This window comes from Streptomyces sp. F63, from assembly GCF_018070345.1.
GTDB lineage: Bacteria > Actinomycetota > Actinomycetes > Streptomycetales > Streptomycetaceae > Streptomyces.
The window spans coordinates 134,186-159,104 of sequence record NZ_JAGPXX010000005.1 but is presented as its reverse complement, the minus strand read 5'-3'; the positions used below and the strand labels follow the sequence as shown (position 1 = coordinate 159,104).

The 24,919-nt window shown below is 72.9% G+C and carries 26 protein-coding genes, 5 tRNA genes and 1 pseudogene; 26 read left to right on the top strand and 6 right to left on the bottom strand.

Features of this window, described 5'->3' with window-relative positions; all coding sequences use genetic code 11:
- The first annotated feature begins 103 nt into the window (after positions 1 to 103).
- From KBZ10_RS08140 to KBZ10_RS08120, 5 genes are all read left to right on the top strand, one after another.
- Positions 104 to 175, top strand: a tRNA-Gln gene (locus KBZ10_RS08140).
- Positions 176 to 238: 63 nt separating this feature from the next.
- Positions 239 to 311 (top strand) — tRNA-Glu (locus tag KBZ10_RS08135).
- A gap of 63 nt (positions 312 to 374) precedes the next feature.
- Positions 375 to 447, top strand: a tRNA-Glu gene (locus KBZ10_RS08130).
- 13 nt (positions 448 to 460) lie between these two features.
- Positions 461 to 532, top strand: a tRNA-Gln gene (locus KBZ10_RS08125).
- A 63-nt stretch (positions 533 to 595) separates the two neighbouring features.
- A tRNA-Glu gene (locus tag KBZ10_RS08120) sits at positions 596 to 668 on the top strand.
- A gap of 128 nt (positions 669 to 796) precedes the next feature.
- Here the strand turns inward: KBZ10_RS08120 and ndgR are convergent.
- A complete protein-coding gene (ndgR, locus tag KBZ10_RS08115) occupies positions 797 to 1,525 on the bottom strand; it encodes an IclR family transcriptional regulator NdgR (RefSeq protein ID WP_210986827.1) in 729 nt (242 codons plus the stop codon).
- Positions 1,526 to 1,756: 231 nt separating this feature from the next.
- On the opposite strand from ndgR, the gene leuC reads away from it, so the two are divergent.
- The 4 genes from leuC to KBZ10_RS08095 all read left to right on the top strand — a co-directional run bounded on the left by leuC (position 1,757) and on the right by KBZ10_RS08095 (position 4,953).
- Positions 1,757 to 3,181: a 3-isopropylmalate dehydratase large subunit gene (leuC, locus tag KBZ10_RS08110; protein ID WP_210986826.1), complete on the top strand. Its 1,425-nt coding sequence runs from the start codon at positions 1,757 to 1,759 to the stop codon at positions 3,179 to 3,181.
- 6 nt (positions 3,182 to 3,187) lie between these two features.
- A complete protein-coding gene (gene leuD, locus KBZ10_RS08105; RefSeq protein WP_210986825.1) occupies positions 3,188 to 3,796 on the top strand; it encodes a 3-isopropylmalate dehydratase small subunit in 609 nt (202 codons plus the stop codon).
- Between the two features lie 158 nt (positions 3,797 to 3,954).
- Positions 3,955 to 4,188, top strand: a complete 234-nt coding sequence (locus KBZ10_RS08100; RefSeq protein ID WP_210986824.1) for a hypothetical protein — start codon at positions 3,955 to 3,957, stop codon at positions 4,186 to 4,188.
- Between the two features lie 126 nt (positions 4,189 to 4,314).
- Positions 4,315 to 4,953 carry an HU family DNA-binding protein gene (locus tag KBZ10_RS08095; RefSeq protein ID WP_210986823.1) on the top strand — a complete coding sequence of 213 codons (639 nt, stop codon included), beginning with the start codon at positions 4,315 to 4,317 and terminating at the stop codon, positions 4,951 to 4,953.
- Between the two features lie 345 nt (positions 4,954 to 5,298).
- Here the strand turns inward: KBZ10_RS08095 and cofC are convergent.
- A pseudogene (gene cofC, locus KBZ10_RS08090) lies at positions 5,299 to 5,904 on the bottom strand (2-phospho-L-lactate guanylyltransferase); the annotation flags it as partial.
- A 170-nt stretch (positions 5,905 to 6,074) separates the two neighbouring features.
- On the opposite strand from cofC, the gene KBZ10_RS08085 reads away from it, so the two are divergent.
- From KBZ10_RS08085 to KBZ10_RS08075, 3 genes are all read left to right on the top strand, one after another.
- The gene (locus tag KBZ10_RS08085; RefSeq protein WP_210986822.1) at positions 6,075 to 6,839 is read left to right on the top strand and encodes a 1-acyl-sn-glycerol-3-phosphate acyltransferase; all 765 of its coding nucleotides are present in this window, start codon (positions 6,075 to 6,077) and stop codon (positions 6,837 to 6,839) included.
- Positions 6,836 to 7,837, top strand: coding sequence for an NAD(P)H-dependent glycerol-3-phosphate dehydrogenase (locus KBZ10_RS08080; RefSeq protein WP_210986821.1), 1,002 nt, complete (start codon positions 6,836 to 6,838; stop codon positions 7,835 to 7,837). The genes KBZ10_RS08085 and KBZ10_RS08080 overlap by 4 nt, the downstream gene beginning before the upstream one ends.
- A 167-nt stretch (positions 7,838 to 8,004) precedes the next feature.
- Positions 8,005 to 9,204, top strand: coding sequence for a D-alanine--D-alanine ligase family protein (locus KBZ10_RS08075; protein WP_210986820.1), 1,200 nt, complete (start codon positions 8,005 to 8,007; stop codon positions 9,202 to 9,204).
- A 242-nt stretch (positions 9,205 to 9,446) separates the two neighbouring features.
- Here KBZ10_RS08075 and KBZ10_RS08070 read toward each other — a convergent pair whose 3' ends face one another.
- Together KBZ10_RS08070 and KBZ10_RS08065 are read right to left on the bottom strand one after the other, a co-directional pair.
- Complete coding sequence (locus KBZ10_RS08070; protein WP_307847271.1) at positions 9,447 to 9,926, bottom strand: DUF3515 domain-containing protein; 480 nt, start codon at positions 9,924 to 9,926, stop codon at positions 9,447 to 9,449.
- 51 nt (positions 9,927 to 9,977) lie between these two features.
- Positions 9,978 to 10,211 carry an Lrp/AsnC family transcriptional regulator gene (locus KBZ10_RS08065; RefSeq protein ID WP_019709861.1) on the bottom strand — a complete coding sequence of 78 codons (234 nt, stop codon included), beginning with the start codon at positions 10,209 to 10,211 and terminating at the stop codon, positions 9,978 to 9,980.
- 225 nt (positions 10,212 to 10,436) lie between these two features.
- On the opposite strand from KBZ10_RS08065, the gene KBZ10_RS08060 reads away from it, so the two are divergent.
- Together KBZ10_RS08060 and thiD are read left to right on the top strand one after the other, a co-directional pair.
- The gene (locus tag KBZ10_RS08060; protein WP_210986818.1) at positions 10,437 to 11,405 is read left to right on the top strand and encodes a thiamine-phosphate kinase; all 969 of its coding nucleotides are present in this window, start codon (positions 10,437 to 10,439) and stop codon (positions 11,403 to 11,405) included.
- An 11-nt stretch (positions 11,406 to 11,416) separates the two neighbouring features.
- On the top strand, positions 11,417 to 12,235 hold the full coding sequence (thiD, locus tag KBZ10_RS08055; protein ID WP_210986817.1) for a bifunctional hydroxymethylpyrimidine kinase/phosphomethylpyrimidine kinase: 819 nt from the start codon (positions 11,417 to 11,419) through the stop codon (positions 12,233 to 12,235).
- A 98-nt stretch (positions 12,236 to 12,333) separates the two neighbouring features.
- Here thiD and rpmB read toward each other — a convergent pair whose 3' ends face one another.
- Positions 12,334 to 12,519 carry a 50S ribosomal protein L28 gene (gene rpmB, locus KBZ10_RS08050; protein ID WP_009714771.1) on the bottom strand — a complete coding sequence of 62 codons (186 nt, stop codon included), beginning with the start codon at positions 12,517 to 12,519 and terminating at the stop codon, positions 12,334 to 12,336.
- A 262-nt stretch (positions 12,520 to 12,781) separates the two neighbouring features.
- On the opposite strand from rpmB, the gene KBZ10_RS08045 reads away from it, so the two are divergent.
- From KBZ10_RS08045 to mutM, 10 genes are all read left to right on the top strand, one after another.
- Positions 12,782 to 14,617, top strand: a complete 1,836-nt coding sequence (locus tag KBZ10_RS08045) for a DAK2 domain-containing protein (RefSeq protein ID WP_210986921.1) — start codon at positions 12,782 to 12,784, stop codon at positions 14,615 to 14,617.
- A 115-nt stretch (positions 14,618 to 14,732) separates the two neighbouring features.
- Positions 14,733 to 16,943, top strand: a complete 2,211-nt coding sequence (gene recG, locus KBZ10_RS08040) for an ATP-dependent DNA helicase RecG (RefSeq protein WP_210986816.1) — start codon at positions 14,733 to 14,735, stop codon at positions 16,941 to 16,943.
- Positions 16,944 to 17,117: 174 nt separating this feature from the next.
- The gene (locus tag KBZ10_RS08035; protein ID WP_210986815.1) at positions 17,118 to 17,657 is read left to right on the top strand and encodes a hypothetical protein; all 540 of its coding nucleotides are present in this window, start codon (positions 17,118 to 17,120) and stop codon (positions 17,655 to 17,657) included.
- Complete coding sequence (gene rsmD, locus KBZ10_RS08030) at positions 17,552 to 18,352, top strand: 16S rRNA (guanine(966)-N(2))-methyltransferase RsmD (RefSeq protein ID WP_307847288.1); 801 nt, start codon at positions 17,552 to 17,554, stop codon at positions 18,350 to 18,352. The genes KBZ10_RS08035 and rsmD overlap by 106 nt, the downstream gene beginning before the upstream one ends.
- Positions 18,349 to 18,858 carry a pantetheine-phosphate adenylyltransferase gene (coaD, locus tag KBZ10_RS08025; RefSeq protein WP_247701992.1) on the top strand — a complete coding sequence of 170 codons (510 nt, stop codon included), beginning with the start codon at positions 18,349 to 18,351 and terminating at the stop codon, positions 18,856 to 18,858. The genes rsmD and coaD overlap by 4 nt, the downstream gene beginning before the upstream one ends.
- A 97-nt stretch (positions 18,859 to 18,955) precedes the next feature.
- Positions 18,956 to 20,032 carry a cell division initiation protein gene (locus KBZ10_RS08020; RefSeq protein WP_210986812.1) on the top strand — a complete coding sequence of 359 codons (1,077 nt, stop codon included), beginning with the start codon at positions 18,956 to 18,958 and terminating at the stop codon, positions 20,030 to 20,032.
- A gap of 174 nt (positions 20,033 to 20,206) precedes the next feature.
- Positions 20,207 to 20,836, top strand: a complete 630-nt coding sequence (locus tag KBZ10_RS08015) for a DUF177 domain-containing protein (RefSeq protein ID WP_247702027.1) — start codon at positions 20,207 to 20,209, stop codon at positions 20,834 to 20,836.
- A gap of 2 nt (positions 20,837 to 20,838) precedes the next feature.
- Positions 20,839 to 21,012 (top strand): 50S ribosomal protein L32, encoded by a 174-nt coding sequence (rpmF, locus tag KBZ10_RS08010; RefSeq protein ID WP_039822111.1) that lies wholly within the window; start codon positions 20,839 to 20,841, stop codon positions 21,010 to 21,012.
- Positions 21,013 to 21,031: 19 nt separating this feature from the next.
- Complete coding sequence (rnc, locus tag KBZ10_RS08005) at positions 21,032 to 21,922, top strand: ribonuclease III (protein WP_210986811.1); 891 nt, start codon at positions 21,032 to 21,034, stop codon at positions 21,920 to 21,922.
- Positions 21,923 to 22,113: 191 nt separating this feature from the next.
- The gene (gene mutM, locus KBZ10_RS08000; RefSeq protein ID WP_210986810.1) at positions 22,114 to 23,034 is read left to right on the top strand and encodes a bifunctional DNA-formamidopyrimidine glycosylase/DNA-(apurinic or apyrimidinic site) lyase; all 921 of its coding nucleotides are present in this window, start codon (positions 22,114 to 22,116) and stop codon (positions 23,032 to 23,034) included.
- Here the strand turns inward: mutM and KBZ10_RS30485 are convergent.
- Positions 23,028 to 23,906 (bottom strand): CAP domain-containing protein, encoded by an 879-nt coding sequence (locus tag KBZ10_RS30485; protein WP_210986809.1) that lies wholly within the window; start codon positions 23,904 to 23,906, stop codon positions 23,028 to 23,030. The two genes, mutM and KBZ10_RS30485, sit on opposite strands and share 7 nt — an antisense overlap.
- 129 nt (positions 23,907 to 24,035) lie before the next feature.
- Here KBZ10_RS30485 and KBZ10_RS07990 point away from each other — a divergent pair, with 129 nt between their 5' ends.
- On the top strand, positions 24,036 to 24,317 hold the full coding sequence (locus tag KBZ10_RS07990; protein ID WP_210986808.1) for an acylphosphatase: 282 nt from the start codon (positions 24,036 to 24,038) through the stop codon (positions 24,315 to 24,317).
- A gap of 364 nt (positions 24,318 to 24,681) precedes the next feature.
- A complete protein-coding gene (locus tag KBZ10_RS07985) occupies positions 24,682 to 24,888 on the top strand; it encodes a hypothetical protein (protein WP_019709848.1) in 207 nt (68 codons plus the stop codon).
- The last annotated feature ends 31 nt before the right edge of the window (positions 24,889 to 24,919 follow it).

The window sequence follows — 24,919 nt, the reverse complement described above, 5'->3', positions numbered from 1 at the left end:
CTGTCCACGATCGGGTAATGTTCTTCCTGCGCAGCCCGCCCGGGCCGATGGACCGGAGAGGCCGCGCGGCAGAACAAAACCCCGGCAAGGGGTTGCGTTTTGGTGGGCTATGGTGTAATTGGCAGCACGAGTGATTCTGGTTCACTTAGTCTAGGTTCGAGTCCTGGTAGCCCAGCAGGAGATCCCCGTAGAACTCTCTTGTGTGCAAGTTGCGCATCTCATGCGCGTGCAGTGACTAGCCCCCGTTGTGTAGCGGCCTAGCACGCCGCCCTCTCAAGGCGGTAGCGCCGGTTCGAATCCGGTCGGGGGTACAGATCCTCGCAGCCGACCTCGCCAGGTGATTTCTGGCGGGGGCGCGCCACGGGATCGCTGGGGCCCCCGTTGTGTAGCGGCCTAGCACGCCGCCCTCTCAAGGCGGTAGCGCCGGTTCGAATCCGGTCGGGGGTACTGGTCTATACCATGGGCTATGGTGTAATTGGCAGCACGAGTGATTCTGGTTCATTTAGTCTAGGTTCGAGTCCTGGTAGCCCAGCGCGTCATGCGCATGTGTCTCCCGTCTCGGCGAACGCCTCGGCGATGGACGCAGCATCCGCAGGCCCCCGTTGTGTAGCGGCCTAGCACGCCGCCCTCTCAAGGCGGTAGCGCCGGTTCGAATCCGGTCGGGGGTACGTACGGCAGAAGGCCCTCCGCTTCGGCGGGGGGCCTTCTCGCGCGCCCGGCGGCTCCGCGAGGCGCCGGCTCCCGCCGGTACGGCCCTCACCGACGCCGTACCGGCCTCCCCGCTCGCCGGCGGGGTTCAGCCCCCGTTGCGCCGCAGAGCCTCGGTGAGCCGGCTCGCGGCGTCGATGACCGCCTGGGCGTGCATCCGTCCCGGGTGGCGGGTCAGCCGCTCGATCGGACCGGAGACCGATACGGCCGCCACCACCCGGTTCGACGGTCCGCGCACCGGGGCGGAGACGGAGGCCACCCCCGGCTCGCGCTCGCCGATGGACTGGGCCCACCCCCGGCGCCGCACCCCGGAGAGGGCGGTGGCCGTGAACCGGGCGCCCTGCAGCCCGCGGTGCAGCCGCTCCGGCTCCTCCCAGGCCATGAGGATCTGCGCCGCCGAGCCGGCCTTCATCGGCAGGGTGGAGCCGACCGGCACGGTGTCCCGCAGTCCGGACAGCCGTTCCGCCGCGGCGACGCAGATGCGCATGTCCCCCTGGCGCCGGTAGAGCTGCGCGCTCTCCCCGGTGACGTCCCGCAGATGCGTGAGCACGGGGCCGGCCGTCGCCAGCAGCCGGTCCTCGCCCGCCGCGGCGGCCAGTTCGGCCAGTCGCGGGCCGAGGATGAACCGGCCCTGCATGTCCCTCGCCACGATCCGGTGATGCTCCAGGGCCACCGCCAGCCGGTGGGCCGTGGGGCGGGCGAGACCGGTCGCGGCGACCAGCCCGGCGAGGGTGGCCGGACCGGACTCCAGAGCGCTCAGAACCAGAGCTGCCTTGTCGAGAACGCCGACCCCGCTGGAGCCGCTAGAGTTGTCCATGCGTCGATATTCGCGTCTCAGAGTATGAAACGCAAGTTCACTTTTCCCCGGAAGCCGCCAATCTGTAGGAGCGGCCCGTGGTGGAACGGCGGTTGGACATCCGGCGGACACCCGGCTCCGGACAGGACAGCGCCCGGTGGCACGGGTCCGCGCACCCGCCCCGCGGATCACCGCAGGGGCGGAACGACAAGCCGAGTTGGGCCGGCAGAGCCGCCGGCCGGAGGGAAAGCGATGGGACGGACACTCGCGGAGAAGGTCTGGGACGACCACGTCGTCCGGCGCGCGGAAGGCGAGCCCGACCTTCTCTTCATCGATCTGCACCTGCTGCACGAGGTGACCAGCCCGCAGGCGTTCGACGGACTGCGCAAGAACGGCCGGCCGGTGCGGCGCCTCGACCTGACCATCGCGACCGAGGACCACAACACCCCCACGCTCGACATCGACAAGCCGATCGCGGACCCGGTCTCGCGGGTCCAGCTCGAGACGCTGCGGAAGAACTGCGCCGACTTCGGGGTGCGGCTGCACCCGCTGGGCGACGTGGAGCAGGGTGTCGTCCACGTGGTGGGACCGCAGCTGGGACTGACCCAGCCCGGTATGACGGTGGTCTGCGGTGACAGCCACACCTCCACCCACGGCGCCTTCGGGGCGCTGGCGTTCGGCATCGGCACCAGCCAGGTCGAGCACGTCCTCGCCACCCAGACCCTGCCGCTGGCCCCGTTCAGGACCATGGCGGTCACCGTCGAGGGCGAACTGCCCGCGGACGTCACGGCCAAGGACCTCATCCTGGCCGTGATCACGAAGATCGGCACCGGTGGCGGCCAGGGCTATGTGATCGAGTACCGGGGCGAGGCCATCGAGAAGCTGTCGATGGAGGCCCGGATGACGATCTGCAACATGTCGATCGAGGCCGGTGCCCGCGCGGGCATGATCGCCCCGGACGACACCACCTTCGCCTACCTCAAGGGCCGCCCCCACGCCCCGCAGGGGGAGGACTGGGACGCGGCCGTCTCCTACTGGAAGACCCTGCGCACCGACGAGGACGCGGTCTTCGACCACGAGGTCGTCATCGACGCCTCCGCCCTGGCGCCGTTCGTCACCTGGGGCACCAACCCCGGCCAGGGCGCTCCGCTGTCGGCCTCGGTACCGGACCCGGCCTCCTTCACCGACGCCAGTGAGCGGCACGCCGCGCAGAAAGCCCTGGAGTACATGGGCCTGACCGCCGGGCAGCCCCTGCGTGAGGTGGACGTGGACACCGTCTTCGTCGGCTCGTGCACGAACGGCCGGATCGAGGACCTGCGCGCGGCCGCCGCGGTCCTCCAGGGCCGCAGGGTCGCCGACGGAGTGCGGATGCTGGTCGTCCCCGGCTCGGTCCGTGTCGCCCTGCAGGCGGTGGAGGAAGGGCTGGACCGGGTCTTCACCACCGCCGGCGCCGAGTGGCGCCACGCGGGCTGTTCGATGTGCCTGGGGATGAACCCCGACCAGCTCCAGCCCGGTGAGCGGGCGGCGTCCACCTCCAACCGCAACTTCGAGGGGCGCCAGGGCAAGGGCGGGCGGACCCACCTGGTCTCCCCGCAGATCGCCGCGGCCACCGCGGTCCTGGGGCATCTGGCCTCCCCGGCCGATCTGTCCGACATCCCGGCTCTCGTGGAGGCCTGAGACACCATGGAAGCGTTCACCACGCACACCGGCCGGGCCGTGCCGCTGCGGCGCAGCAATGTCGACACCGACCAGATCATCCCGGCGCACTGGCTGAAGAAGGTCACCCGCGACGGTTTCGAGGACGGCCTCTTCGAGGCCTGGCGCAGGGACCCCGCCTTCGTGCTCAACCAGGAGGAGTACCGGGGCGCGAGCGTCCTCGTCGCCGGCCCGGACTTCGGCACCGGCTCCTCCCGCGAACACGCCGTCTGGGCCCTGCAGAACTACGGTTTCAAAGCCGTGATCTCCTCCCGGTTCGCCGACATCTTCCGCGGCAACTCGCTCAAGAACGGCCTGCTGACCGTCGTCCTGCCGCAGGAGACCGTCGACACCCTGTGGGAGCTGGCCGAGGCCGACCCCGCCGCCGAGATCACCGTCGACCTCGTCGCCCGCGAAGTCCGGGCCCCTCGCCCGGACGGCACCGTCCTCACCGCCTCCTTCGACCTGGACGAGAACGCGCGCTGGCGGCTCCTGGAAGGGCTGGACGACATCAGTCTCACCCTGAAGAACGAGGCGGACATCGCCGCCTACGAAACCTCCCGGCCCGTGTTCAAACCCACCACCACCGTGGTCTGACCGCTCTGTTCGGACTCCTCCGGTGCGGCCCCGGCGGCCGTACGGAGCACGGCGCCCCCCGCCCGCAGGCGGGGGGCGCCGTCGTGTGCGAGGCTCCTTCCCGAAAAGGGTTGACGCCCGGTGGGGCGACAACTCGCCGCAGATGGCACAATCTGTGCATGGACCGCGACCCTCAACTCCCACTTCACGAGCTCGTCGCGGGCCGCCTCAAGGAAGCGCACGCGCGAGTGCGCTCCCTCCAAGTTCCGGAGGATGAGCGGTTGGCGCTCTCCCGGAAGCTGCTTGCCATCACGGCCGCCGCCAAACACGATCTCCCCGGCGCGGCCCGGCGTCTGGAGCGCTTCACGCAGGACCTCGACGACAGCCGATTACGCCCCGACGCACCTGCGTAACGGTCGAGATCCATTGCGGCACAAGGGTGATTAGACCGTTTCGTCTTTGATTTGCGGTATATATCTGCCTAACGTGCGAAATCGCCCGAACTGATTCGTTCAGGCAATGTCTCCGAAGGGGAAGACGTGAACAAGGCGCAGCTCGTAGAAGCGATCGCGGACAAGCTCGGTGGCCGGCAGAACGCCGCCGACGCCGTGGATGCGGTGCTGGACGCGATCGTCCGCGCGGTGGTCGCCGGAGACCGGGTCTCGGTCACCGGATTCGGCTCGTTCGAAAAGGTCGACCGACCGGCCCGGTACGCCCGCAACCCGCAGACCGGTGAGCGGGTCCGGGTCAAGAAGACCTCCGTGCCCCGCTTCCGCGCCGGCCAGGGCTTCAAGGACCTGGTGAGCGGGAGCAAGAAGCTTCCCAAGGGAGGCGAGGTGGCGGTGAAGAAGGCGCCCAAGGGCAGCCTGACGGGCGGGGTTTCGGCCCGCGCCACCACCAAGGCCGCGGCGAAGAAGGCCGCCGCGAAGAAGGGGGCGGCGAAGAAGACCACCGCCACCGCGCGCAAGACCGCCGCCAAGAAGGCGGCGCCCGCGAAGAAGACGGCCACCGCCAAGACCACCGCGGCCAAGAAGGCCCCCGCGAAGAAGTCGGCCACCGCCAAGAAGGCGTCGTCCAAGACGGCACCGGCCAAGAAGACCACCGCCAAGAAGGCGCCGGCCCGCAAGGCCACCGCCCGCAACGCCGCCGCGAAGAAGACGGCCGCCCGCAGGAAGTAGGCGGGCCGCACGGCAGCCGTCCCACCCCCACGCTGGGCCGGGCTCCTCGGGGAGCCCGGCCCGCGGCACGTCCGGGACCGGCCGGGACCCTCAGAACGTCTGCAGGGTCACCAGGGAGACCCGCGGTCGCCCGCCGGGGCCGTCCGCCGCCGCGGGGTCGTCCTCCGCCAGTTCGATCCGCACCCGCTGGCCCGGACGCAGCAGCCGCAGCCCGCCGGCGTCGAAGGCGGCCGCGTCGAATTCCACGGGCGTGCCGTCGTCGAGCAGTACGCTTCCGCAGCGGGTCGCGGCGTCATAGGTGTAAGCGGTGGCCTGCATGACGGCAGCGTAGCGGCTCCCGGCGAGAGCGGCCGTACGGAATCCGACGCCGAGCCGCAGAGCCGCCCGCAGATCCTCTCCGGTGTCCACGTCCCGCCGGACCGAGGCAATCCCGGGCAGGACGATTTCCACGGCCCCGGACCGGTGGTGCCGATTCCGGGAGGAGCCGCCGAAAGCCGGGGCGAGTTCCGTTCCGGGAGACGCCGACAGAAACGTCGTTCCCACTCCCTCGGCATCCGCCAGGAATGCCCGCGGAAAAGCCGCGGCGGCCGAGAGGACCCGCGCCAGTTCCGCGGAGCGCAGTGCGGGGAGGTCGGCGTTGAGCGCCGCCACCGGGGCGCCCGGTCGCCGGTTCCGCGCGGCTCGCGCGCCGTACGCCAGCGCGGCGTTCAGCCCGGCGCCCGGAACGTCCGGCACCACCCGGGCGCCCAGTTCCGCCAGCTCCGCCCCGGCCAGCGGGTCGTCCGTGACGACCACCACATCGCCGACGCCCGGCGTGCCCGCCGCGGCCGCGACCGTGTCCTGCGCGAAGGCCAGTGCCAGCCCCGGGCGCAGCTCCTCGCCCGCCGCGTCGGCCAGCCTGCTCTTGGCCACGGCCAGCGGCTTCAGCGGTATCACCAGCGACCAGGCCACGCCCGTGCCACCTCCCTCGTCCGCCCCGCCGTTCCCCGTATTGTCACCCGCCACCGGAACCGGGGGCCGGGCCCGGGGATACCGTGTGCTCGACAGAGCGGGACCCTGGGGCGACACTTGTGCGGCTGCCCACCCGCAGCCCGAACAGGTCCCACGAGGAGGGTGTCCGAGTGTCCCGCCGCAGAATCGGCTTCTGGTACCGCTTGGCCGCGGCCATCGCGAAACCGCCGCTGCTCCTCTTCTTCAAGCGGGACTGGCACGGAATGGAGCACCTTCCGGCGGACGGCGGATATATCACCGCCATCAATCACAATTCCGCCCTCGACCCGCTCTCCTATGCGCACTTCCAGTACAACACCGGACGGGTGCCGCGATTCCTCGCCAAGGCACCGCTTTTCCGGGTGCCGTTCGTCGGCATGATCCTGCGCGGCACCGGCCAGATCCCGGTCTACCGCGAATCGACCGACGCCGCCAACGCCTTCCGCGCCGCGGTCGACGCGGTCAACCGGGGGGAGTGCGTGGCCTTCTACCCCGAGGGCACCCTCACCCGTGACCCCGACCACTGGCCGATGCAGGGCAAGACCGGTGCCGCACGTGTCGCGCTGCTCACCAAGGCACCGGTGATCCCGGTGGCCCAGTGGGGTGCCAACGAAGCCGTGCCGCCGTACGCCAAGACCGGAAAGGTCCGGCTCTTCCCGCGCAAGACGCTGCGGGTCCAGGCGGGCCCGCCGGTGGACCTCTCCGCGTACTACGGACAGGAGCCGACCGCCGAGGTGCTGCGCGCCGCCACCGAGACCATCATGGCCTCGATCACCGCACTCCTCGCCGAGATGCGGGGCGAGCCCGCGCCGGAACAGCTCTACGATCACAGCAGGGCCCGCGGAGAGCAGCGCGGGAGGCGGCAGGAACGGCACGGACAGGGGGATGGCGCGTGACGCGCTGCGCGGTCTACGGAACGGGATCATGGGGGACCGCTTTCGCCATGGTGCTCGGCGACGCCGGCTGCGAGGTGACCCTCTGGGGCCGCCGCGCGGAGGTCGTCGACGCCGTCAACTCCGGCCGGACCAACCCCGGCTATCTGCCCGGCGTCGAGCTGCCACCGACCGTGCGGGCCACGACGGACCCCGCCGAGGCCGCCCGGGGCGCCGAGTTCACGGTGCTGGCCGTCCCCTCCCAGACCCTGCGCGGCAATCTGGCCCGGTGGGCGCCGCTGCTGCCGTCCGACACCGTACTGGTCAGTCTGATGAAAGGCGTGGAACTCGGCACGGCCAAGCGGATGAGCGAGGTGATCGAGGAGGTCGCCGGTGTTCCGGCGGAGCGCGTCGCCGTGCTCACCGGGCCCAACCTCGCCCTGGAGATCGCCGCCCGGCAGCCCGCCGCGTCCGTGGTCGCCTGCGCCGATGAATCCGTCGCCCGCCGGCTCCAGGCCGCCTGCCACACCCCGTACTTCCGTCCGTACACCAACACCGATGTCGTCGGCTGTGAACTGGGCGGCGCCGTGAAGAACGTCATCGCGCTGGCCGTGGGCATCGCGGACGGCATGGGGCTGGGCGACAACACCAAGGCCTCGCTGATGACCCGCGGCCTGGCCGAGACCAGCCGGCTCGGGGCCGCGATGGGGGCCGACGCGCACACCTTCGCCGGGCTCGCCGGTATGGGGGATCTCATCGCGACGTGCTCCTCGCCGCTCTCCCGCAACCACACCTTCGGCACCAACCTGGGCCGCGGCATGACGCTGGAACAGACCATCGCGGCCACCAAGCAGACCGCCGAGGGCGTGAAGTCCTGCGAGTCCGTGCTGGATCTGGCCCGGCGGCACGGCGTCGACATGCCGCTGACCGAGACCGTGGTGGAGATCGTCCACGACGGCAAGCCGCCGATGGTGGCCCTCAAGGACCTCATGTCGCGCAGCGCCAAGGCGGAACGCCACTGACCGCCCTTCAGCCCGCGGCGGATGCCCGGTCCGCGCCGCACACGGATGCCCGGTCCGCGCCGCACCACCTGACGTCCGGACCATCCGGGGGCCCGGAAATCCGTCCACGCCGATGCGGTACCGGTGGCTGCCGCGGCGCGGGGTGCGCAGGGTAGTCTCAAGCCGATATGAGCAGCGAGTCATCAACCCAGAACCCCGTGCCCGCCTCCCCCCGTGTCCCGGCCCGCGCCGCCGGCCGGAAGCCGCGCGTCGCCGTCGTGTTCGGCGGCCGCAGCTCCGAGCACGCCATCTCGGTGGTCACCGCGGGTGCCGTGATGCGCGCCATCGACCGGAGCGCGTACGAGGTGCTGCCGATCGGCATCACCACGGACGGCCGCTGGGCGCTGACCGCGGACGACCCCGAGCGGATGGCGATCAGCGGCCGCACCCTGCCGAGTGTCGATGAGCTCGCCGAGTCCGCTGAGGGCGGTGTGCTGCTCCCGGTGGACCCGGCCGGACGCGAGGTCGTCTACACCGAGCCCGGGCAGGTGCCCAAGTCGCTCGGCGAAGTGGACGTCGTCTTCCCCGTGCTGCACGGCCCGTACGGTGAGGACGGCACCCTGCAGGGGCTGCTGGAGCTCTCCGGGGTGCCCTACGTCGGCGCCGGGGTGCTGGCGTCCGCCGTCGGCATGGACAAGGAGTACATGAAGCGGGTCTTCACCTCCTTCGGCCTCCCGGTCGGCCCGTACACGGTGGTCCGGCCGCGTGAGTGGGAGCAGGGCAGCGGCGCGGAGCGCGGCGCCGCCGCACGCCGGAAGATCATCGAATTCGCCGCCGACCACGGCTGGCCGGTCTTCGTCAAGCCCGCACGAGCCGGCTCCTCGATGGGCATCAGCCGTGTGAGCGGCCCGGAGGAGCTGGACGAGGCGGTGGCCGAGGCCCGCCGGCACGACCCCAAGATCCTGGTCGAGTCGCTGCTCCGCGGCCGGGAGATCGAGTGCGGTGTGCTGGAGTTCGAGGACGGCCCGCGCGCCAGCGTGCCCGCCGAGATCCCGCCCGTCACCGCGCACGACTTCTACGACTTCGAGGCCAAGTACATCGACTCGGCCGCCGGGGTGGTGCCCGCACCGCTCACCCCCGAGGAGACCGCCCGGGTGCGGGAGCTGGCCGTCCTCGCCTTTGACGCGGCGGCCTGCGAGGGCCTGGTCCGGGCCGACTTCTTCCTGCAGGAGAACGGCGAGTTCGTGATCAACGAGATCAACACCATGCCGGGCTTCACCCCCATCTCCATGTATCCGCGGATGTGGCAGGAGAGCGGCGTGAGCTATCCTGAGCTGGTGGACCGCCTGATCCAGGCCGCCCTGCGGCGGCCGACCGGGCTGCGCTGAGCCGCGCGCCGCGGCGGAGCGCCAGTGCTGTGACCGGGAAGGTTCACCGGCTCGCGACGTCCGGCACCACCCCGGGATCTTCGGACGGGGGGCACCCCCGCCGGGGCCTTCGGGAAGCCGGCACCCCCAGCCGCCGCGTTGCCGCACCGCCCGGGTACGTCCGGTCCGCGGAGGGTGCCCCGCCGTGCGGCGCGGCGCACCGGAGGCCCCGGGCCTCCCGGCGAACCGGCACTCTCACGGCACTAGAGCGTCTCCGGAACGGTCTTCTCGATGGGCTCGGCGAGGTCCGTCAGCGGATTGACCTCCGGCCGGTACTCCCGGGGAACCGTCACCTCGACGTAGGCCTTGCGCAACGTGGTGGTGAAGCGGTAACCGTTCTCCTGTTTCTCGGCGAGCCACAGCACGCCGTTCACTTCCATCCCCTCGGCGGTGGGGTTGTAATGCTCGGTTCCCGGTGTGAGGACCTCGGGGCGGGACACCCCGCAGCGCAACTGCACGGCGGGGTCGCCCCAGTCGGCGGCGAACTCGGAGGGGGGCTCGCTGTCGCTCCGTTCCAGTCCGTCCACCTTTTCCGGCAGTTCCTGGTAGAGGGCCCGGCACAGCTTCGCCGTCCGCGGCGAAGGAGTGGGCACCGGACGGCCGCTGTCGGCGGTGGAACAGCCCACCGCGGTCATGGAGATGACGGCGGACAGCCAGAGGAAACGGCGGAGGAGGGTGTTCACCCGATCGAGACTACCCAGCGGGTCCGGGCGCATGCCGGGCGCCCCGGGGCCTCAGAAATGGACGACGGGACAGGTCAGGGTGCGGGTGATGCCGTCGATCTGCTGCACCTTGGCCACCACGAGGCGGCCCAGCTCGTCGACGGTGTCGGACTGGGCGCGCACGATGACGTCGTACGGACCGGTGACGTCCTCGGCCTGGATGACTCCGGGAAGTTTGGAGACCAGTTCGGCGACCGACGAGGCCTTGCCGACCTCGGTCTGGATCAGGATGTACGCCTGTACCACGGAACCTCCAGGGCGGCTACGAGGATCATGTGGGAAGAAGGGACGCCACGGTACCGCGCCGCCGGGCGGCGCGGGGAGACCCCGCACGGTCTGTGGCGCCCCTCGCCGCCCGGCGGAACACGGGGGACTCACCAGGGAACGACACTGCCGACGCCGCGGTCGGCACGGGAGACCGAGCACCGGGCCGGGGCCGTCGCGCCCGCCGGCGGAGATAGGGGCACAGGGATGAAGGGCACCGTGGGGGAGTTGGGCGAGTTCGGCCTCATCAGGGAGCTGACCTCGCGGCTCACCACCACCCCGGCCGTGCGGCTGGGGCCCGGCGACGACGCGGCGGTCGTCGCGGCACCGGACGGGCGGGTCGTCGCCAGCACGGACATCCTGCTGGAGGGGCGGCATTTCCGCCGCGACTGGTCCACGGCCTACGACGTCGGCCGCAAGGCCGCGGCGCAGAACATGGCCGACATCGCCGCCATGGGCGCGGTGCCCACGGCGCTCCTGCTCGGCCTCGTCGTCCCCGCGGAGCTGCCGGCGACCTGGCCGGCCGAACTGATGGACGGGCTGCGCGACGAGTGCCAGGTGGCGGGGGCCGCCGTCGTCGGCGGCGATGTGGTGCGCGGTGAGACGATCACCGTCTCCATCACGGCCCTGGGCGACCTCCGCACCACCGAGCCGGTGCTGCGCTCCGGCGCCCGGCCCGGCGACGTCGTGGCCGTCACCGGCTGGCTGGGCTGGTCCGCCGCCGGGCACGCCGTGCTCTCCCGCGGCTTCCGCTCACCGCGTGCCTTCGTCGAGGCGCACCGGCGGCCCGAACCCCCGTACCACGCCGGTCCCGCGGCGGCCGCGCTCGGCGCCACGGCCATGACCGACGTCAGCGACGGCCTCATCGCCGACCTCGGGCACATCGCGGAGGCCAGCGGGGTCCGGATCGACGTGCGCTCCGGTGCCGTCGACATCCCCTCGCAGATGTCCGACATCGGGCAGGCCGTGGGCGTCGACCCGCTGCACTGGGTGCTGAGCGGCGGGGAGGACCACGCCATCGCCGCCGTTTTCCCGCCGGAGACCAAACTGCCCGCCCGCTGGCGGGTGATCGGCGAGGTGCTGGGCCGCTCGGCGCTGCCCCGGGTCACCGTGGACGGGGCGCCGTGGGAGAAGGCGGGCTGGGACCACTTCGGCGAGCAGGGGGACGCCGGGTAGATTCGCTGATCGTGGAGACAACACCGCGGCCGCGCCCGGCCCCGCAGACGCCCCCGCTCGTACTCACCGTCGCCGGGTCCGACTCCGGCGGCGGCGCGGGCATCCAGGCCGACCTCAAGACCATGCTGGCCCTCGGCACCCACGGCATGAGCGTGGTGACGGCCGTCACGGCGCAGAACTCGCGCGGGGTGCAAGGTGCCTGGGACCTGCCCGTGGAGGCGGTACGGGCCCAGTACCGCAGCGTGGTGGACGACATCGGGGTGCACGCCGTGAAGACCGGCATGCTCTCCTCGGCCGAACTCGTGGAGGCCGTCGCGGAACTCCTCGCGGGCACCGGGGCACCGGTGGTCGTGGATCCGGTCGGGGTCTCCAAGCACGGCGACCCGCTGCTCGCCGCGTCGGCGCTGGAATCCGTACGGACCCGGCTGCTGCCGGCCGCGACCGTCGCCACGCCGAACCTGCCCGAGGTCGAACAGCTCACCGGAGTCCGCGTGGAGCGCGAGGACGATCTGCGGCGGGCCGCCGACGCGGTGCTCGCCCTCGGACCGCGCTGGGCGCTGATCAAGGGCGGGCATCTGCCGGGCGAGGCGGTGGACCTGCTCACCGACGGCCGCGAGGAGCACCGGCTGCGCGCCGCCCGGCACGACAACCGGCACACCCACGGCACCGGATGCACCCTCGCCGCCGCCGTCGCGGCGGAGCTGGCGAAGGGAGCGGAGGTCCCCGCGGCCGTCGCCGCGGCCAAGAGATACCTCACCGGGGCGATCGCCGCCGGCTTCCCGCTGGGGTCGGGGATCGGCCCCGTGGACCACGGCTGGCGTTTCCGGTGAATCGGCCCGCCGAAGCCCCCGGGCATGCGAAAAGCCGGTCCGTCCCGGAGGCGGACCGGCTTCGGCAACCGGCCAAGGGCTGCGCTACGACGGAAACGTCAGCGCGAGACCTTGCCGGCCTTGATGCACGAGGTGCAGACGTTGAGCCGCTTCGGCGTCCGACCGACCACAGCGCGCACCGTCTGGATGTTGGGGTTCCAACGACGGCGAGTGCGGCGGTGCGAGTGCGAAATGTTGTTGCCGAAGCCCGGCCCCTTGCCGCAGACGTCGCAGTTGGCAGCCACGGGTCACTCCAAAGACTTCAGATGCACGTACGGTGAATTCCCGGCTTACCGGGGATCGAAGTCGATGACCGGTGCCGCCGGGGGGAATGTCCCGACTCGGGTCGGGCAACCGGAGCAGCATACAACGACCGCTCCCGTACAACGAAACTACCACGGGCGCCCGGGCCCCCTCCCGGGCGGAGCCCGTTCCGCGGCTACGCTGCCGACGGCTCCCCGCCCCGCTCTGAGGAGGACATCGGTGCCCGACACCCTTGACGCCGCCATGGTCCGCACCTGGTGCGAACTGGCTCTGGAGGCGCTGGGGAGGGCCCGGGAGAGCATTGACGCGATCAACGTCTACCCGGTCGCCGACGGGGACACCGGCACCAATCTGTACTTCACCGTCGAATCCGCGGCCCAGGCGGTCGAGGCGGTCTTCGCCGCCCACGCGGAGATGGCCGCCTCCCCGGCCGTGCCCCCGGACGCCGGTCAGGACACCGGCGAGGACGGGCCCGGGTCCGGCGGTGCGGTGCCGGCGCTGCCCGACGCGCTGCGCGCCATGACGCACGGCGCGCTGATCGGCGCCCGCGGCAACTCCGGCACCATCCTGTCCCAGATGCTGCGCGGACTGGCCGAGGTCCTTGCCGCGCCGGGGGAGGCCGCCGGGCAGGCGGGCCGTGAGCCGGCCGGCCGGGCCGGCGGCGAACGGCTGCGCCGGGCGCTGCGGCAGGCCGGCGAGGCGGCGTACCGGGCCGTCGCCCACCCCGTCGAGGGAACGATGCTGACCGTGGCCGCGGCCGCGGCGGACGCCGCCGAGCGCGCCGGGGGAGGAGCGGCCGAGGTGGTGCGGGCGGCCTACGAGGGGGCACGTGCGGCGCTGGAGGAGACCCCGGGGCAGTTGGAAGTGCTGGGCCGTGCCGGTGTGGTGGACGCGGGCGGTTGCGGGCTGGTGACCGTCCTCGGCGCCCTGATGGAGGCCGTCACGGGTGAGAGTCCCGGGAGTTCCCGTGCGGAAAGCCGGGACCGGGCCGGCCGCGCCCCGGGCCCGCCGGCCGGGCAGCCGGGGACGGGCGCCCCGTCCGGCGGCCCGTACACCGGAGGCGCGGCGGACGGCGGTCCTGCCGTCCGGGGGCCCGCCCCCGGCGCTGCCGGGGTCCCCGGCGACACCGGTGCCGGGACGGACGCGCGGACCGCCGTTTGCACCGGTGAGGGGCCGGCCTTCGAGGTCATGTACCTCCTGGAGGCCGGCGACCGGGCCGTGGAGACCCTGCGGGCACGGCTGGATCCGCTCGGCGACTCCCTGGTCGTGGTCGGCGGAGACGGACTGTGGAACGTCCATGTGCACGTCGACGACGCCGGAGCCGCCGTCGAGGCCGGGATCGAGGCCGGGCGGCCGTACCGGATCCGCATCACCCACTTCGGATCGGACGCCCACCGCGCCGAGCAGCCGCCGCGCGCCCAGCGGGCCGTCGTCATGGTGGTCCCCGGCGACGGGCTGGCGGAGCTCTGCCGCGAGGCGGGCGCGACGGTGGTCACCGTGCGCCCCGGAGAGCCGCCCGCCGCCGGCGAACTGGTGGAGGCCCTCCGCCGGGCGCACGCCCGCGAGGTCGTGCTCCTGCCCAACGACACGGCCCTGCGGCACACGGCCGCCGCGGCCGCCGAGCAGGCGCGGGCGGAGGGGATACGGGTCGCCGTCATCCCGACCCGCTCGCCGGTCCAGGGCATCGCGGCCCTCGCCGTGCACGGGCCGGACCGCCGCTTCGACGAGGACGTCGTGGCGATGACCTCCGCCGCCGGAGCCACCCGGCACGCCGAACTCGCGGTGGCCGAGCACCGGTCCTGGACGATGGCCGGCGTCTGCCAGGCCGGCGACGTGCTGGGACTCATCGACGGCGATGTCGCCGTGATCGGGCAGGACCTCGCCGCGACGGCGGAGGCCGTCCTGGAACGGATGCTGGCCGCGGGCGGCGAACTGGTCACCCTGGTGCTCGGCGCGGAGGCCCCCGACGCGCTGGCCGGCCGTCTGGAGGACCGGGTCCGCCGGGAGCACCTGGCCGTCGACACCGTCGTGCACCGGGGCGGCCAGCCCCGCGTACCCCTGATCATCGGCGTGGAGTGACCCCCCGGCCCCGGCTCCGGCTCCGGCTCCGGCTCCGGCTCCGGCCGCCGGTGGCCGGCCGTCCGCGGCGGAGGACGGCTGCGGCTGTCCCCGTCTGTCGTACCCATGGTGTGCAATGGACGGCGTGCCCGCCCTGGACGAACCCCTGAGGAAGACGCTCGGCGGCAACACCGCGAAGGTGTTGGCCGAGCAGCTGGACCTGCGCACGGTCGGCGACCTGCTGCACCACTACCCCCGCCGGTACGCCGAGCGGGGAGAGCTCACGCGCCTCGCCGACCTCCCGCTCGACGAGCACGTCACGGTCGTCGCCGAGGTCGCCGACGCCCGGCTGCTGACGTTCAACAAGGGCAAGGGCGTGCGCCTGGAGGTCACGCTCACCGACGGCAGCGGCCGGCTCCGGCTGGTGTTCTTCGGCCGGCCCGCCCGGCACCACCAGCGGGAGCTGGTGCCCGGCCGGCGCGGCATGTTCTCCGGCAAGGTCGGCGTCTTCAACCGCGCCCGCCAGCTGGCCCACCCGGCGTACCAGCTGCTGGACCGGGACAGCGACCTGCGGGACGCCGAGGCGTGGGCCAACGAGCTGATCCCGCTCTACCCGGCCTGCGCCAAGATGGAGTCCTGGAAGATCTCCCAGTCCGTCGGCACCCTGCTCGACTCCCTGGAGGCCACCGGCTGGGACCGGATCGTCGATCCGCTGCCGGAGGATCTGCGCCGCGAGCGCGGCCTCGCACCGCTCCCCGACGCCTTCCGCCAGGTGCACCGGCCCGGCACCAAGGCGGACATCGCCCGCGCCCGGGAACGCCTCAAGTGGGACGAGGCCTTCGTGCTGCAGACCGCGCTGGCCCGCCGCCGGCACGCGGAGTCCCAGCTGCCCGCCGCCCCCCGGGTACCCCGCCGGGACGGCCTCCTGGCGGCCTTCGACGCCCGGCTGCCGTTCACCCTCACCGAGGGCCAGCTGCGGGTCTCCGCGGAGATCTTCGCCGATCTGGCCGCCGAACACCCCATGCACCGGCTGCTGCAGGGCGAGGTGGGCTCGGGCAAGACGCTGGTGGCGCTGCGCGCCATGCTGGCCGTCGTCGACACCGGCGGGCAGGCCGCGCTGCTCGCACCGACCGAGGTGCTGGCCCAGCAGCACCACCGTTCCATCACGGAGATGATGGGCGGGCTGGCGGAGGGCGGGATGCTCGGGGCGGCCGAGCACGCCACCAAGGTCGTCCTGCTCACCGGCTCCATGGGCGCCGCCGCCCGCCGCGCCGCGCTGCTGGACCTGGCCACCGGCGAGGCCGGCCTCGTCATCGGCACCCACGCCCTGATCGAGGACAAGGTGCAGTTCCACGATCTGGGGCTCGTCGTGGTGGACGAGCAGCACCGCTTCGGTGTCGAACAGCGCGACGCCCTGCGCTCCAAGGGCAAGCAGCCCCCCCATCTGCTCGTCATGACGGCCACGCCCATCCCCCGCACCGTCGCCATGACCGTCTTCGGCGATCTGGAGACCTCGGTCCTCGACCAGCTGCCGGCGGGCCGGTCCCCGATCGCCAGCCACGTCGTCCCCGCCGGGGAGAAGCCGCACTTCCTCGCCCGGGCCTGGGAGCGGCTGCGCGAGGAGGCGGAGGCGGGACACCAGGCGTACGTGGTCTGCCCCCGCATCGGGGACGAGGAGGACGGCCCCGCCGCCGCGCGGCGCGAGGCCGCCCCCGGGGAGGACGCGGAGCGCCGCCCCCCGCTCGCCGTCCTGGACATCGCCGAACAGCTCGGAAGCGGACCGCTCGCCGGGCTGCGGGTGGAGGTCCTGCACGGCCGGATGCCGCCCGAGGCGAAGGACGACGTGATGCGCCGCTTCTCCGCGGGGGAGGTGGACGTCCTGGTGGCCACCACGGTCGTCGAGGTCGGCGTGAACGTCCCCAACGCCACGGTGATGGTCATCATGGACGCGGACCGGTTCGGCGTCTCCCAACTGCACCAGCTCCGCGGCCGTGTGGGCCGCGGCAGCGCCCCCGGCCTCTGCCTCCTGGTCACCGAGATGCCCGAGGCCGCCCCCGCCCGGGCCCGGCTGAGCGCGGTCGCGGCCACCCTCGACGGCTTCGAACTCTCCCGGATCGACCTGGAGCAGCGCCGGGAGGGCGATGTGCTGGGACAGGCCCAGTCGGGGGTCCGGTCCAGTCTGCGGATGCTGGCCGTCATCGAGGACGAGGACGTCATCGCGCAGGCCCGGGAGGAGGCCTCCGCGCTCGTCGCCGCCGACCCGGAGCTGGAGCGCCACCCGGAGCTCAGGACCGCTCTCGACGCCCTGCTGGACGCCGAACGCGAGCAGTTCCTGGACAAGGGCTGAGCGGGGCCCGGGCGAGCCCGGGGAGAGCCGGCCGGAACAACCCCGGGGAGGTGCGGCGGCCCCGGTGAACGGCCGCCGCCCCGGGCCCCGTTGTCAGTGTCCGATGGGAGAATGGACCCAGTCCGGACCGATCCCGACGGGGATCGGCGGATTGGATCCCTGGGGGCTGTATTCATGGCATTCCGGCATCTCAACGAACTGCCGCTCGGTGACAAGACCTTCCGCATCGAGCTCGCCAGCGACGACGACTCCACCGTGACCCTTACCCTCACCGGCTGGCAGGAGGACGCGCCGGAGACGCTCCTCGCCTCCGGCGCGCTCACCCTGCCCCTCACCGACGTCCCGGCGCTGCGCATCGCGCTCAACCGGGCACTGCGCGCCCTGGCGCTCGTCGCCGACGTGGCCGAACCGATCCCCGACCGCGACGTGCTGCGCGAACTCTTCCCCGGTCACGGTGCCCCCTGGGTGCCCCGGCACGAGGAGGACCTCACCCGGCGCTTCCACGCCGGCGAGACCATCGCCCGGATAGCCGCCCGCTTCGGCCGCACCCCCGACTCGGTGCGGACCAAGCTCCGCGAGCTGGGCCACGACCCGCGCCGCCCCGACCACTGCCCGCCCGACGGCTGCCTGTCCTGGTCCCGGTACGCCTCCCCGGCCCTGGTCGGCGCCGGTGCGCCCGCCGCGCCGGAGGCGGAGGAGGCCCCGCGGGGCTGACGCCCTATCGTGGGACCAAACCAGCGCGCCGGGGCGGCGGCCGGCCGTGGCCGCCGCCCCGGCCCACCGCGAAGGGCCCCACGATGACCCGCGTGATCGCCGGAGCAGCCGGCGGCCGCCGCCTGGCCGTACCGCCGGGCACCGGCACCCGCCCCACCTCCGACCGGGCGCGCGAAGGGCTCTTCTCCACCTGGCAGTCGCTGCTGGGCGGCCTCGACGGGCTCCGTGTGCTCGACCTCTACGGCGGCTCCGGCGCCGTCGGCCTGGAGGCACTCTCCCGCGGCGCCGCCCACGTCCTGCTCGTGGAGTCCGACCCGCGGGCCGCGCGCACGATCCGGGAGAACGCCCGCACGGTCGGCTTGCCGGGGGCCGAGATCCGCGCTGCCCGAGCGGAGCAGATCGCGGCCGGACCGCCGCCGGGGCAGCCGTACGACGTGCTCTTCCTGGACCCGCCCTACGCCGTCACCGACGACGGTCTCCGGGAGATCCTGCTCACACTCCGCGCCGGGGGGTGGCTCGCCGAAGAAGCCCTGGTCACCGTGGAACGAAGCACCAGGGGCGGGGATTTCGACTGGCCGGAGGGGTTCGCGGCGCTGCGGGCACGCCGCTACGGAGAGGGAACCCTTTGGTACGGTCGCGCCGCCCCGACACGCACGGACGTACCCGCGGACCTGCCGTCGGCGTGCGAGTCATGACCGGACCGGAGAGTGAGGGACCTGTGTTGCGCCGTGCCGTCTGTCCGGGGTCCTTCGACCCCGTCACCAACGGGCATCTCGACATCATCGGCCGGGCGTCCAAGCTGTACGACGTCGTTCATGTCGCCGTGATGATCAATAAGTCCAAGAAGGGCGTCTTCACCATCGAGGAGCGGCTGGACCTGCTCCGCCGGACCACCGCCGAGTACGGCAACGTCGAGGTGGAGTCCTTCCACGGCCTGCTCGTCGACTTCTGCAAGCAGCGCGACATCCCCGCGATCGTCAAGGGCCTGCGCGCGGTCAGCGACTTCGACTACGAACTCCAGATGGCCCAGATGAACCACGGGCTCTCCGGGGTCGAGACGCTCTTCGTCCCCACCAACCCCACCTACAGCTTCCTCTCCTCCAGCCTGGTCAAGGAGGTCGCGGCCTGGGGCGGCGACGTCTCGCACCTGGTGCCGCCCATCGTGCTGACGGCTCTCACCGAGCGGCTGGGCCGGCGCTGACGGGCCGGGCGGCCTGCGCCGCTGTCGGCGGGCGGCCGGATGGACGTACAGTCGTCCCGTCCACGAACCGCCCCGGTCCAGAGAGTTGCGAGCATCCATGGACGTGCAGAAGAAGCTCGACGAGGTCGTCGACACCGTCAGAGGCGCCCGGTCCATGCCCATGTCGGCGTCCTGTGTGGTCAACCGCACCGAACTGCTCGCCCTGCTGGAGGAGATCCGCGAGGCCCTCCCCGGTTCCCTGGCCCGGGCGCAGGAGGTACTGGGCGGCCGCGAACAGGTGGTCGAGGAGGCCCGGCGCGAGGCCGAGCGCGTCATCGAGTCCGCGCACGCCGAGCGCGCGTCGCTGGTCTCCGGCACCGAGATCGCCCAGCAGGCGCGGAGCGAGGCCGACCGCATCCTCGGCGAGGCGCGCCGCGAGGCCGAGGAGATCCGTGCCGAGGCCGACGACTACGTCGACAGCAAGCTCGCGAACTTCGAGGTCGTCCTCACCAAGACCCTGGGATCCGTCGACCGGGGCCGTGAGAAGCTCCTCGGCCGCGGCCCGGGCCTCGACGAGCAGGGCTACGCGGACGAGGAGGCCCCGGAGCGCAGCGCCGACCCGGACACGCTGCGGGACCGCGCCGACGCCTATGTCGACGCCAAGTTCGGCGCCTTCGAGGCCGTTCTCGCCAAGACCCTCGAAGCGGTCGGCCGGGGCCGGCAGAAGCTGCAGGGCCGGCAGGCCATCGACGACCTGGGCGCCCACATGGCCGCTCAGGACGGTGTCGACCACCAGCGGACCAGCGACGCCGACTACCTGGCGGGCCTGGCCGGCCCCCAGCCGGACGGGCAGCCCGCCGGCGGGCCCGCGCAGGGGCCGGCGCTCCCCGCACAGGGCGACTACTACGCCCCCGCCGCCGGATACCAGCAGGATCCGTACGGCTACCAGGGTGGTTACCAGCAGGAGCAGCCGCAGCAGCCCGCCCCGGGCGACGCCTACGGCTACCCGCAGCAGGACCCGTACGCGCAAGCCCCGTACGGCGGGCAGCAGGGCTACGGCGGCTCCCCGGACTACGGGCAGCAGTACCAGCAGGGCGTTCCCCAGCAGGACCCCACCGCGCTCGACGAGACCAGCCTCTTCGACACCAGCATGATCGACCTCGACCGGCTGCGGCAGTACGAGCAGGGCCGCTGACCCGCCGCCGGGCCTTCCCGCCCGGCCCGCCGCCCTCCGGCCCGTCCGGTGCCGATTGGGTCTGCGGCGAGCCGTCCAGTATCCTGGCTGTTCGGTCGCGTACGTCCGCGATCCCGGCTGCCCGCACATCCGCGGCGGGCCGCCCCGTACCGCCACCGTGGAAAGCAGGAAGCCCTGAACGCCCGCCCCGACCACCGCAACCCGCTCGTGTTCGACACGCATGAGCTGGGCCGCCGTCCCGGTGCGATGCAGCGGCTCTCCCGCTCCGTCGAAGCGCCCGCGGATCTCGGCATCGAGGTGATCGGGGTGCCCGCCGGGGCGACGGTGGAGCTCGATCTCCGTCTGGAGTCGGTGATGGAGGGGGTACTGGTCACCGGTACCGCCCGTGCGCCGCTCTCGGGGGAGTGCGTAAGGTGTCTGGAGCCGGTCGAGCGCGAGCTCGAGACGGATTTCCAGGAAATGTTCTCCTACCCCGACGCCGACAGCCGGATCCGCCAGGAGGCGGCGCCGGAGGACGACGCCGAGGAGGAGACGTTCTTCGTCGAGGACGGACTGATCGACCTCGAACCCGTGCTGCGGGACGCGGTGGTGCTCGCACTGCCGCTGCAGCCGGTGTGCCGGGAGGACTGCCCCGGTCTGTGCCCCCAGTGCGGAGCGCGGCTCGAGGACGACCCGGACCACCACCACGACGCCGTCGACATCCGTTGGGCGGCATTGCAGGGACTCGCCGACACCGTCAAGGGCGGCGGGAAGGACAACGTGAACGGCGCCGAAGCGGGCGCCGACGAGAAGCAGGAGAAGTAGCCGTGGCTGTTCCGAAGCGGAAGATGTCGCGCAGCAACACGCGCCACCGCCGGTCGCAGTGGAAGGCTGCGGTCCCCACCCTGGTGTCGTGCGAGCGCTGCCATGAGCCCAAGCTGCAGCACATCGCGTGCCCCAGCTGCGGGACCTACAACCGTCGTCAGGTCCTCGACGTCTGATCGGCGGGTGAGAGGCTCTATGTCGGACGCCGGCGCATCCCCCCGCAAACGCGGGGGCGAATCGGCTCAGGCGGACACGGCCTCGTCGCACACGCTGCTGGAAGGGCGGCTCGGCTACCGGCTCGAGTCCGCCCTTCTGGTGCGTGCGCTGACGCACCGCTCGTTCGCGTACGAGAACGGCGGTCTGCCCACCAACGAGCGGCTGGAGTTCCTCGGGGACTCCGTGCTCGGCCTGGTGGTCACCGACACGCTGTACCGCATCCACCCGGATCTGCCGGAGGGCCAGCTGGCCAAGCTCCGGGCCGCGGTGGTCAACTCACGCGCGCTGGCGGAGGTCAGCCGCGGCCTCGACCTGGGCTCGTTCATCCGGCTCGGCCGGGGTGAGGAGGGCACCGGGGGGCGGGACAAGGCATCCATCCTCGCCGACACCCTGGAAGCGGTGATCGGCGCGGTCTATCTCGACCAGGGACTCGACGCGGCCGCGGAGCTGGTGCACCGGCTCTTCGATCCGCTGATCGAGAAGTCCTCGAATCTGGGCGCCGGCCTGGACTGGAAGACCAGCCTTCAGGAACTGACGGCGACCGAGGGCCTGGGCGTCCCGGAGTATCTGGTCAGCGAGACCGGACCGGACCACGAGAAGACCTTCACGGCTGCTGCCCGCGTCGGTGGTGTCGCGTACGGCACCGGCACCGGCCGCAGCAAGAAGGAAGCGGAGCAGCAGGCGGCCGAGGCCGCCTGGCGGGCGATCAGCGAGGCCGCGGAGGCCGCCGAGACCGCGGCGGCGGCCACGGCGTCCGAGGTCGCGGGCGCCCGTGCCGCCGCCGGGGCGGACGGCGGTGCCGTCGCCCCCGACGGCGGCGGCTCCCCGGCGGACGGTGCCGCGGAGGGCGCCGGGCGCGCCGCCCGCTGAACCATCCCGCACGCCCGCGGCGACGGCCGCGGGAAGCGAACGGTACGGGCCCACCGGCAGGCGCCGGTGGGCCCGCGCCGTGCCCGCCGGTACCGGGCGCCGCACCCTCCGCAGACCGCAACCCGCAGACCGCAGACCGCGCACCGCCCGGGCCGATCGAGCCCCCGCCGGTGCGCGGAGGAGGAGAACCCGTGCCCGAGCTGCCCGAGGTCGAGGTGGTCCGGCGCGGCCTGGAACGCTGGGTGAGCGGCCGGACCGTGGCCGCCGTCGACGTGCTCCACCCGAGGGCCGTGCGCCGCCACATCCCCGGGGCGGAGGACTTCGCCGCCCGCTTGCGGGGCAGCCGGTTCGGGCCGGCGTACCGCCGTGGCAAGTACCTCTGGCTGCCGCTGGACGCCGTGCCCGCCCAGGCCCCGGACGCCCCCTCGGCCGGTACCTCGCTCCTCGGCCATCTCGGCATGAGCGGCCAGCTGCTCGTCCAGCCCGCCGCGGCTCCGGACGAGACACATCTGCGGGTCCGCATCCGCTTCGCCGACGCCCTCGGCACCGAACTGCGCTTCGTCGACCAGCGCACCTTCGGCGGCCTCTCCCTGCACCCCTGGGTGCCCGGCGACCCCGAAGGGCTGCCGGACGCCATCGCCCACATCGCGCGCGACCCGCTCGACCCTGCGTTCGACGAGGCGGCCTTCCACGCCGCGCTCCGCCGCCGCCGGACGACCGTCAAGCGGGCCCTGCTCGACCAGACCCTGATCAGCGGGGTCGGCAACATCTACGCCGATGAGGCGCTGTGGCGCGCGCGGCTGCACTACGACCGCCCCACACACACCCTCACCCGCTACCGGAGCACCGAACTCCTCGGCCACGTGCGGGACGTCATGCACGCGGCGCTCGCGGCAGGCGGCACCAGCTTCGACAGCCTCTACGTCAACGTGAACGGCGAGTCGGGTTACTTCCACCGCTCCCTGGACGCCTACGGCCGCGAGGACGAGCCCTGCCGCCGCTGCGGCACCCCGATGCGCCGCCGCCCCTGGATGAACCGGTCCAGCTACTACTGCCCGCGCTGCCAGCGCCCGCCGGCCCGCGGCGCGGCCCGCGCCGGAAGCCGTCAGTAGCCGAAGTCCTGGGTCCACCAGGGGCCGCCGTCCCCGAAGTGCGCGCCGACGCCGAGAGTCCGGTAGTCGCAGTTGAGCATGTTCGCCCGGTGGCGGGGGGTGTCCATCCAGGCGTCCATCACGGCCTCCGCGGTCGTCTGCCCGCGGGCGATGTTCTCGCCGCCCAGCCCGGTGATCCCGAGCTTCCCGGCACGGTCCCACGGAGTGGCGCCGTCCGGGTCGGTGTTCGCGAAGAAGTCCCGCTCGGCCATGTCCCGGCTGAACGCCCGGGCCAGATCGGCCAGTACGGGATCGGCGGCCACGGGGGAGCAGCCGGCCTTCCGCCGTTCCCGGTTCACCAGGGCGAGAACCCTGGCCTCGGCCGCCCGCTCCGGGCCGGACCCGGCGTCGGCGTCCCGCCGGACGTCCGCCTCGGCCGGTGCGCCGCCGGCCGTCCGGGGCGGGGCGGTCCCGCCTCCCGGGGAGGCAGCCGGAGCCGCGGACGGCCGGCGGGACGAGGGCTCGCCCGGCGGTCGGCCGGAATCGGGGGCGGCTCCGGCCGCGGGGGACCGTGTGCCTCCGGAGCCCGGCCCGGCGGTCTCCCGGCCCGGCCCCGGCGGGTCCGCGGGAGCCGCCTTCTCCGGTTCCGGATGTGCGGGAGCCCCTGACCGCACCGGGCCGGCCGGCTCCTGCGCGCCCCGGAACACGTAGGTGCTCCCGCCGGGCAGGAGCCCGGAGGTCACGGAGACCACTCCGAGCGCGACGGCCGTCGACACCCCCAGCAGCCCTGTCCGGACCGGAGCCCGGCTCCGCCCCGGCCGGATCGCGGGCCCGGGCACCGCGCCGGAACCGGGTTCCGGGGCCGCGCGCTCGCTGCGTCGCTGGCGGACCATGACCCACCCCTCCGCTGTACGCGTCACCCATCTCACCCGTACGAGCGAGATTTCGTTGACCGGCGACTGTACGCCATGGCGCGGGGACGGGATGTGCCCTCCCGGCATCGGCCGGGTTAGCGTGCGTTCATGGAGGAAGACGTCCGTCTCACCGCGTGGGTCCGCGGCCGCGTCCAGGGTGTCGGTTTCCGCTGGTTCACCCGGGCCAGGGCCCTGGAGATCGGGCGCCTCACCGGTTTCGCCTCGAATCTCGGCGACGGCCGGGTACAGGTCGTCGCCGAGGGCCCCAGAGACCATTGCGAACGTCTGCTCGACTGGCTGCGCGCCGGGGACACGCCCGGCCGGGTGGACGGTGTCACCGAGATATGGGACACATTCCGGGGTGGTTACGCGGACTTCGACATTCGCTGACTCACCGGCCCGCGCCGCGCGGCCGCTGCCGGAAGGGGCCCGGCGATCACGGTGAGAGACTGCGGTGACCTGGTGGTTGCCAAGAACGCGCCGCCATGCAAGGCTGCGGCCATAAGGATGATCTCCGCCCCCGCGGGCCGTCCGGAGAGAGCAGCGCCGCATGTCAGCACGGCGCGCCCCCGGGACGCCCGGCGATACGGGGTGTGATCGTGTTGACCGTCAAACCATTTGGTGAGACGCTTGAATCCCCGCGCACCCCACCTGTTCAGCACCGGGAATGACGGTGGTGGCAGGCCACGCGGGTGCGACTAGCTCACGACCCACACCGCATCGGTCGGTCACTCAGTGTGGAGGACCATCCATCATGGCAAAGGCGCTTCTCGGTTACGTCGGCGGTTCCGACCCGCGACTCATCGCCGAGATGCGACGGCTGCAGCAGCGCGTTCAGGACCTGGAATCCGAGATCGTACGGATGCAGGCCGAGAACGACGCACTGTCCGCCGCCGCTCATCACGGTGACTCGCTGCTCGAAAGCTTCGACGTATCCAAGGCGGAGCCCGCTCTCACCTGACGCCGGGCTTCCGGCCGGTCCGGCGGCCGGA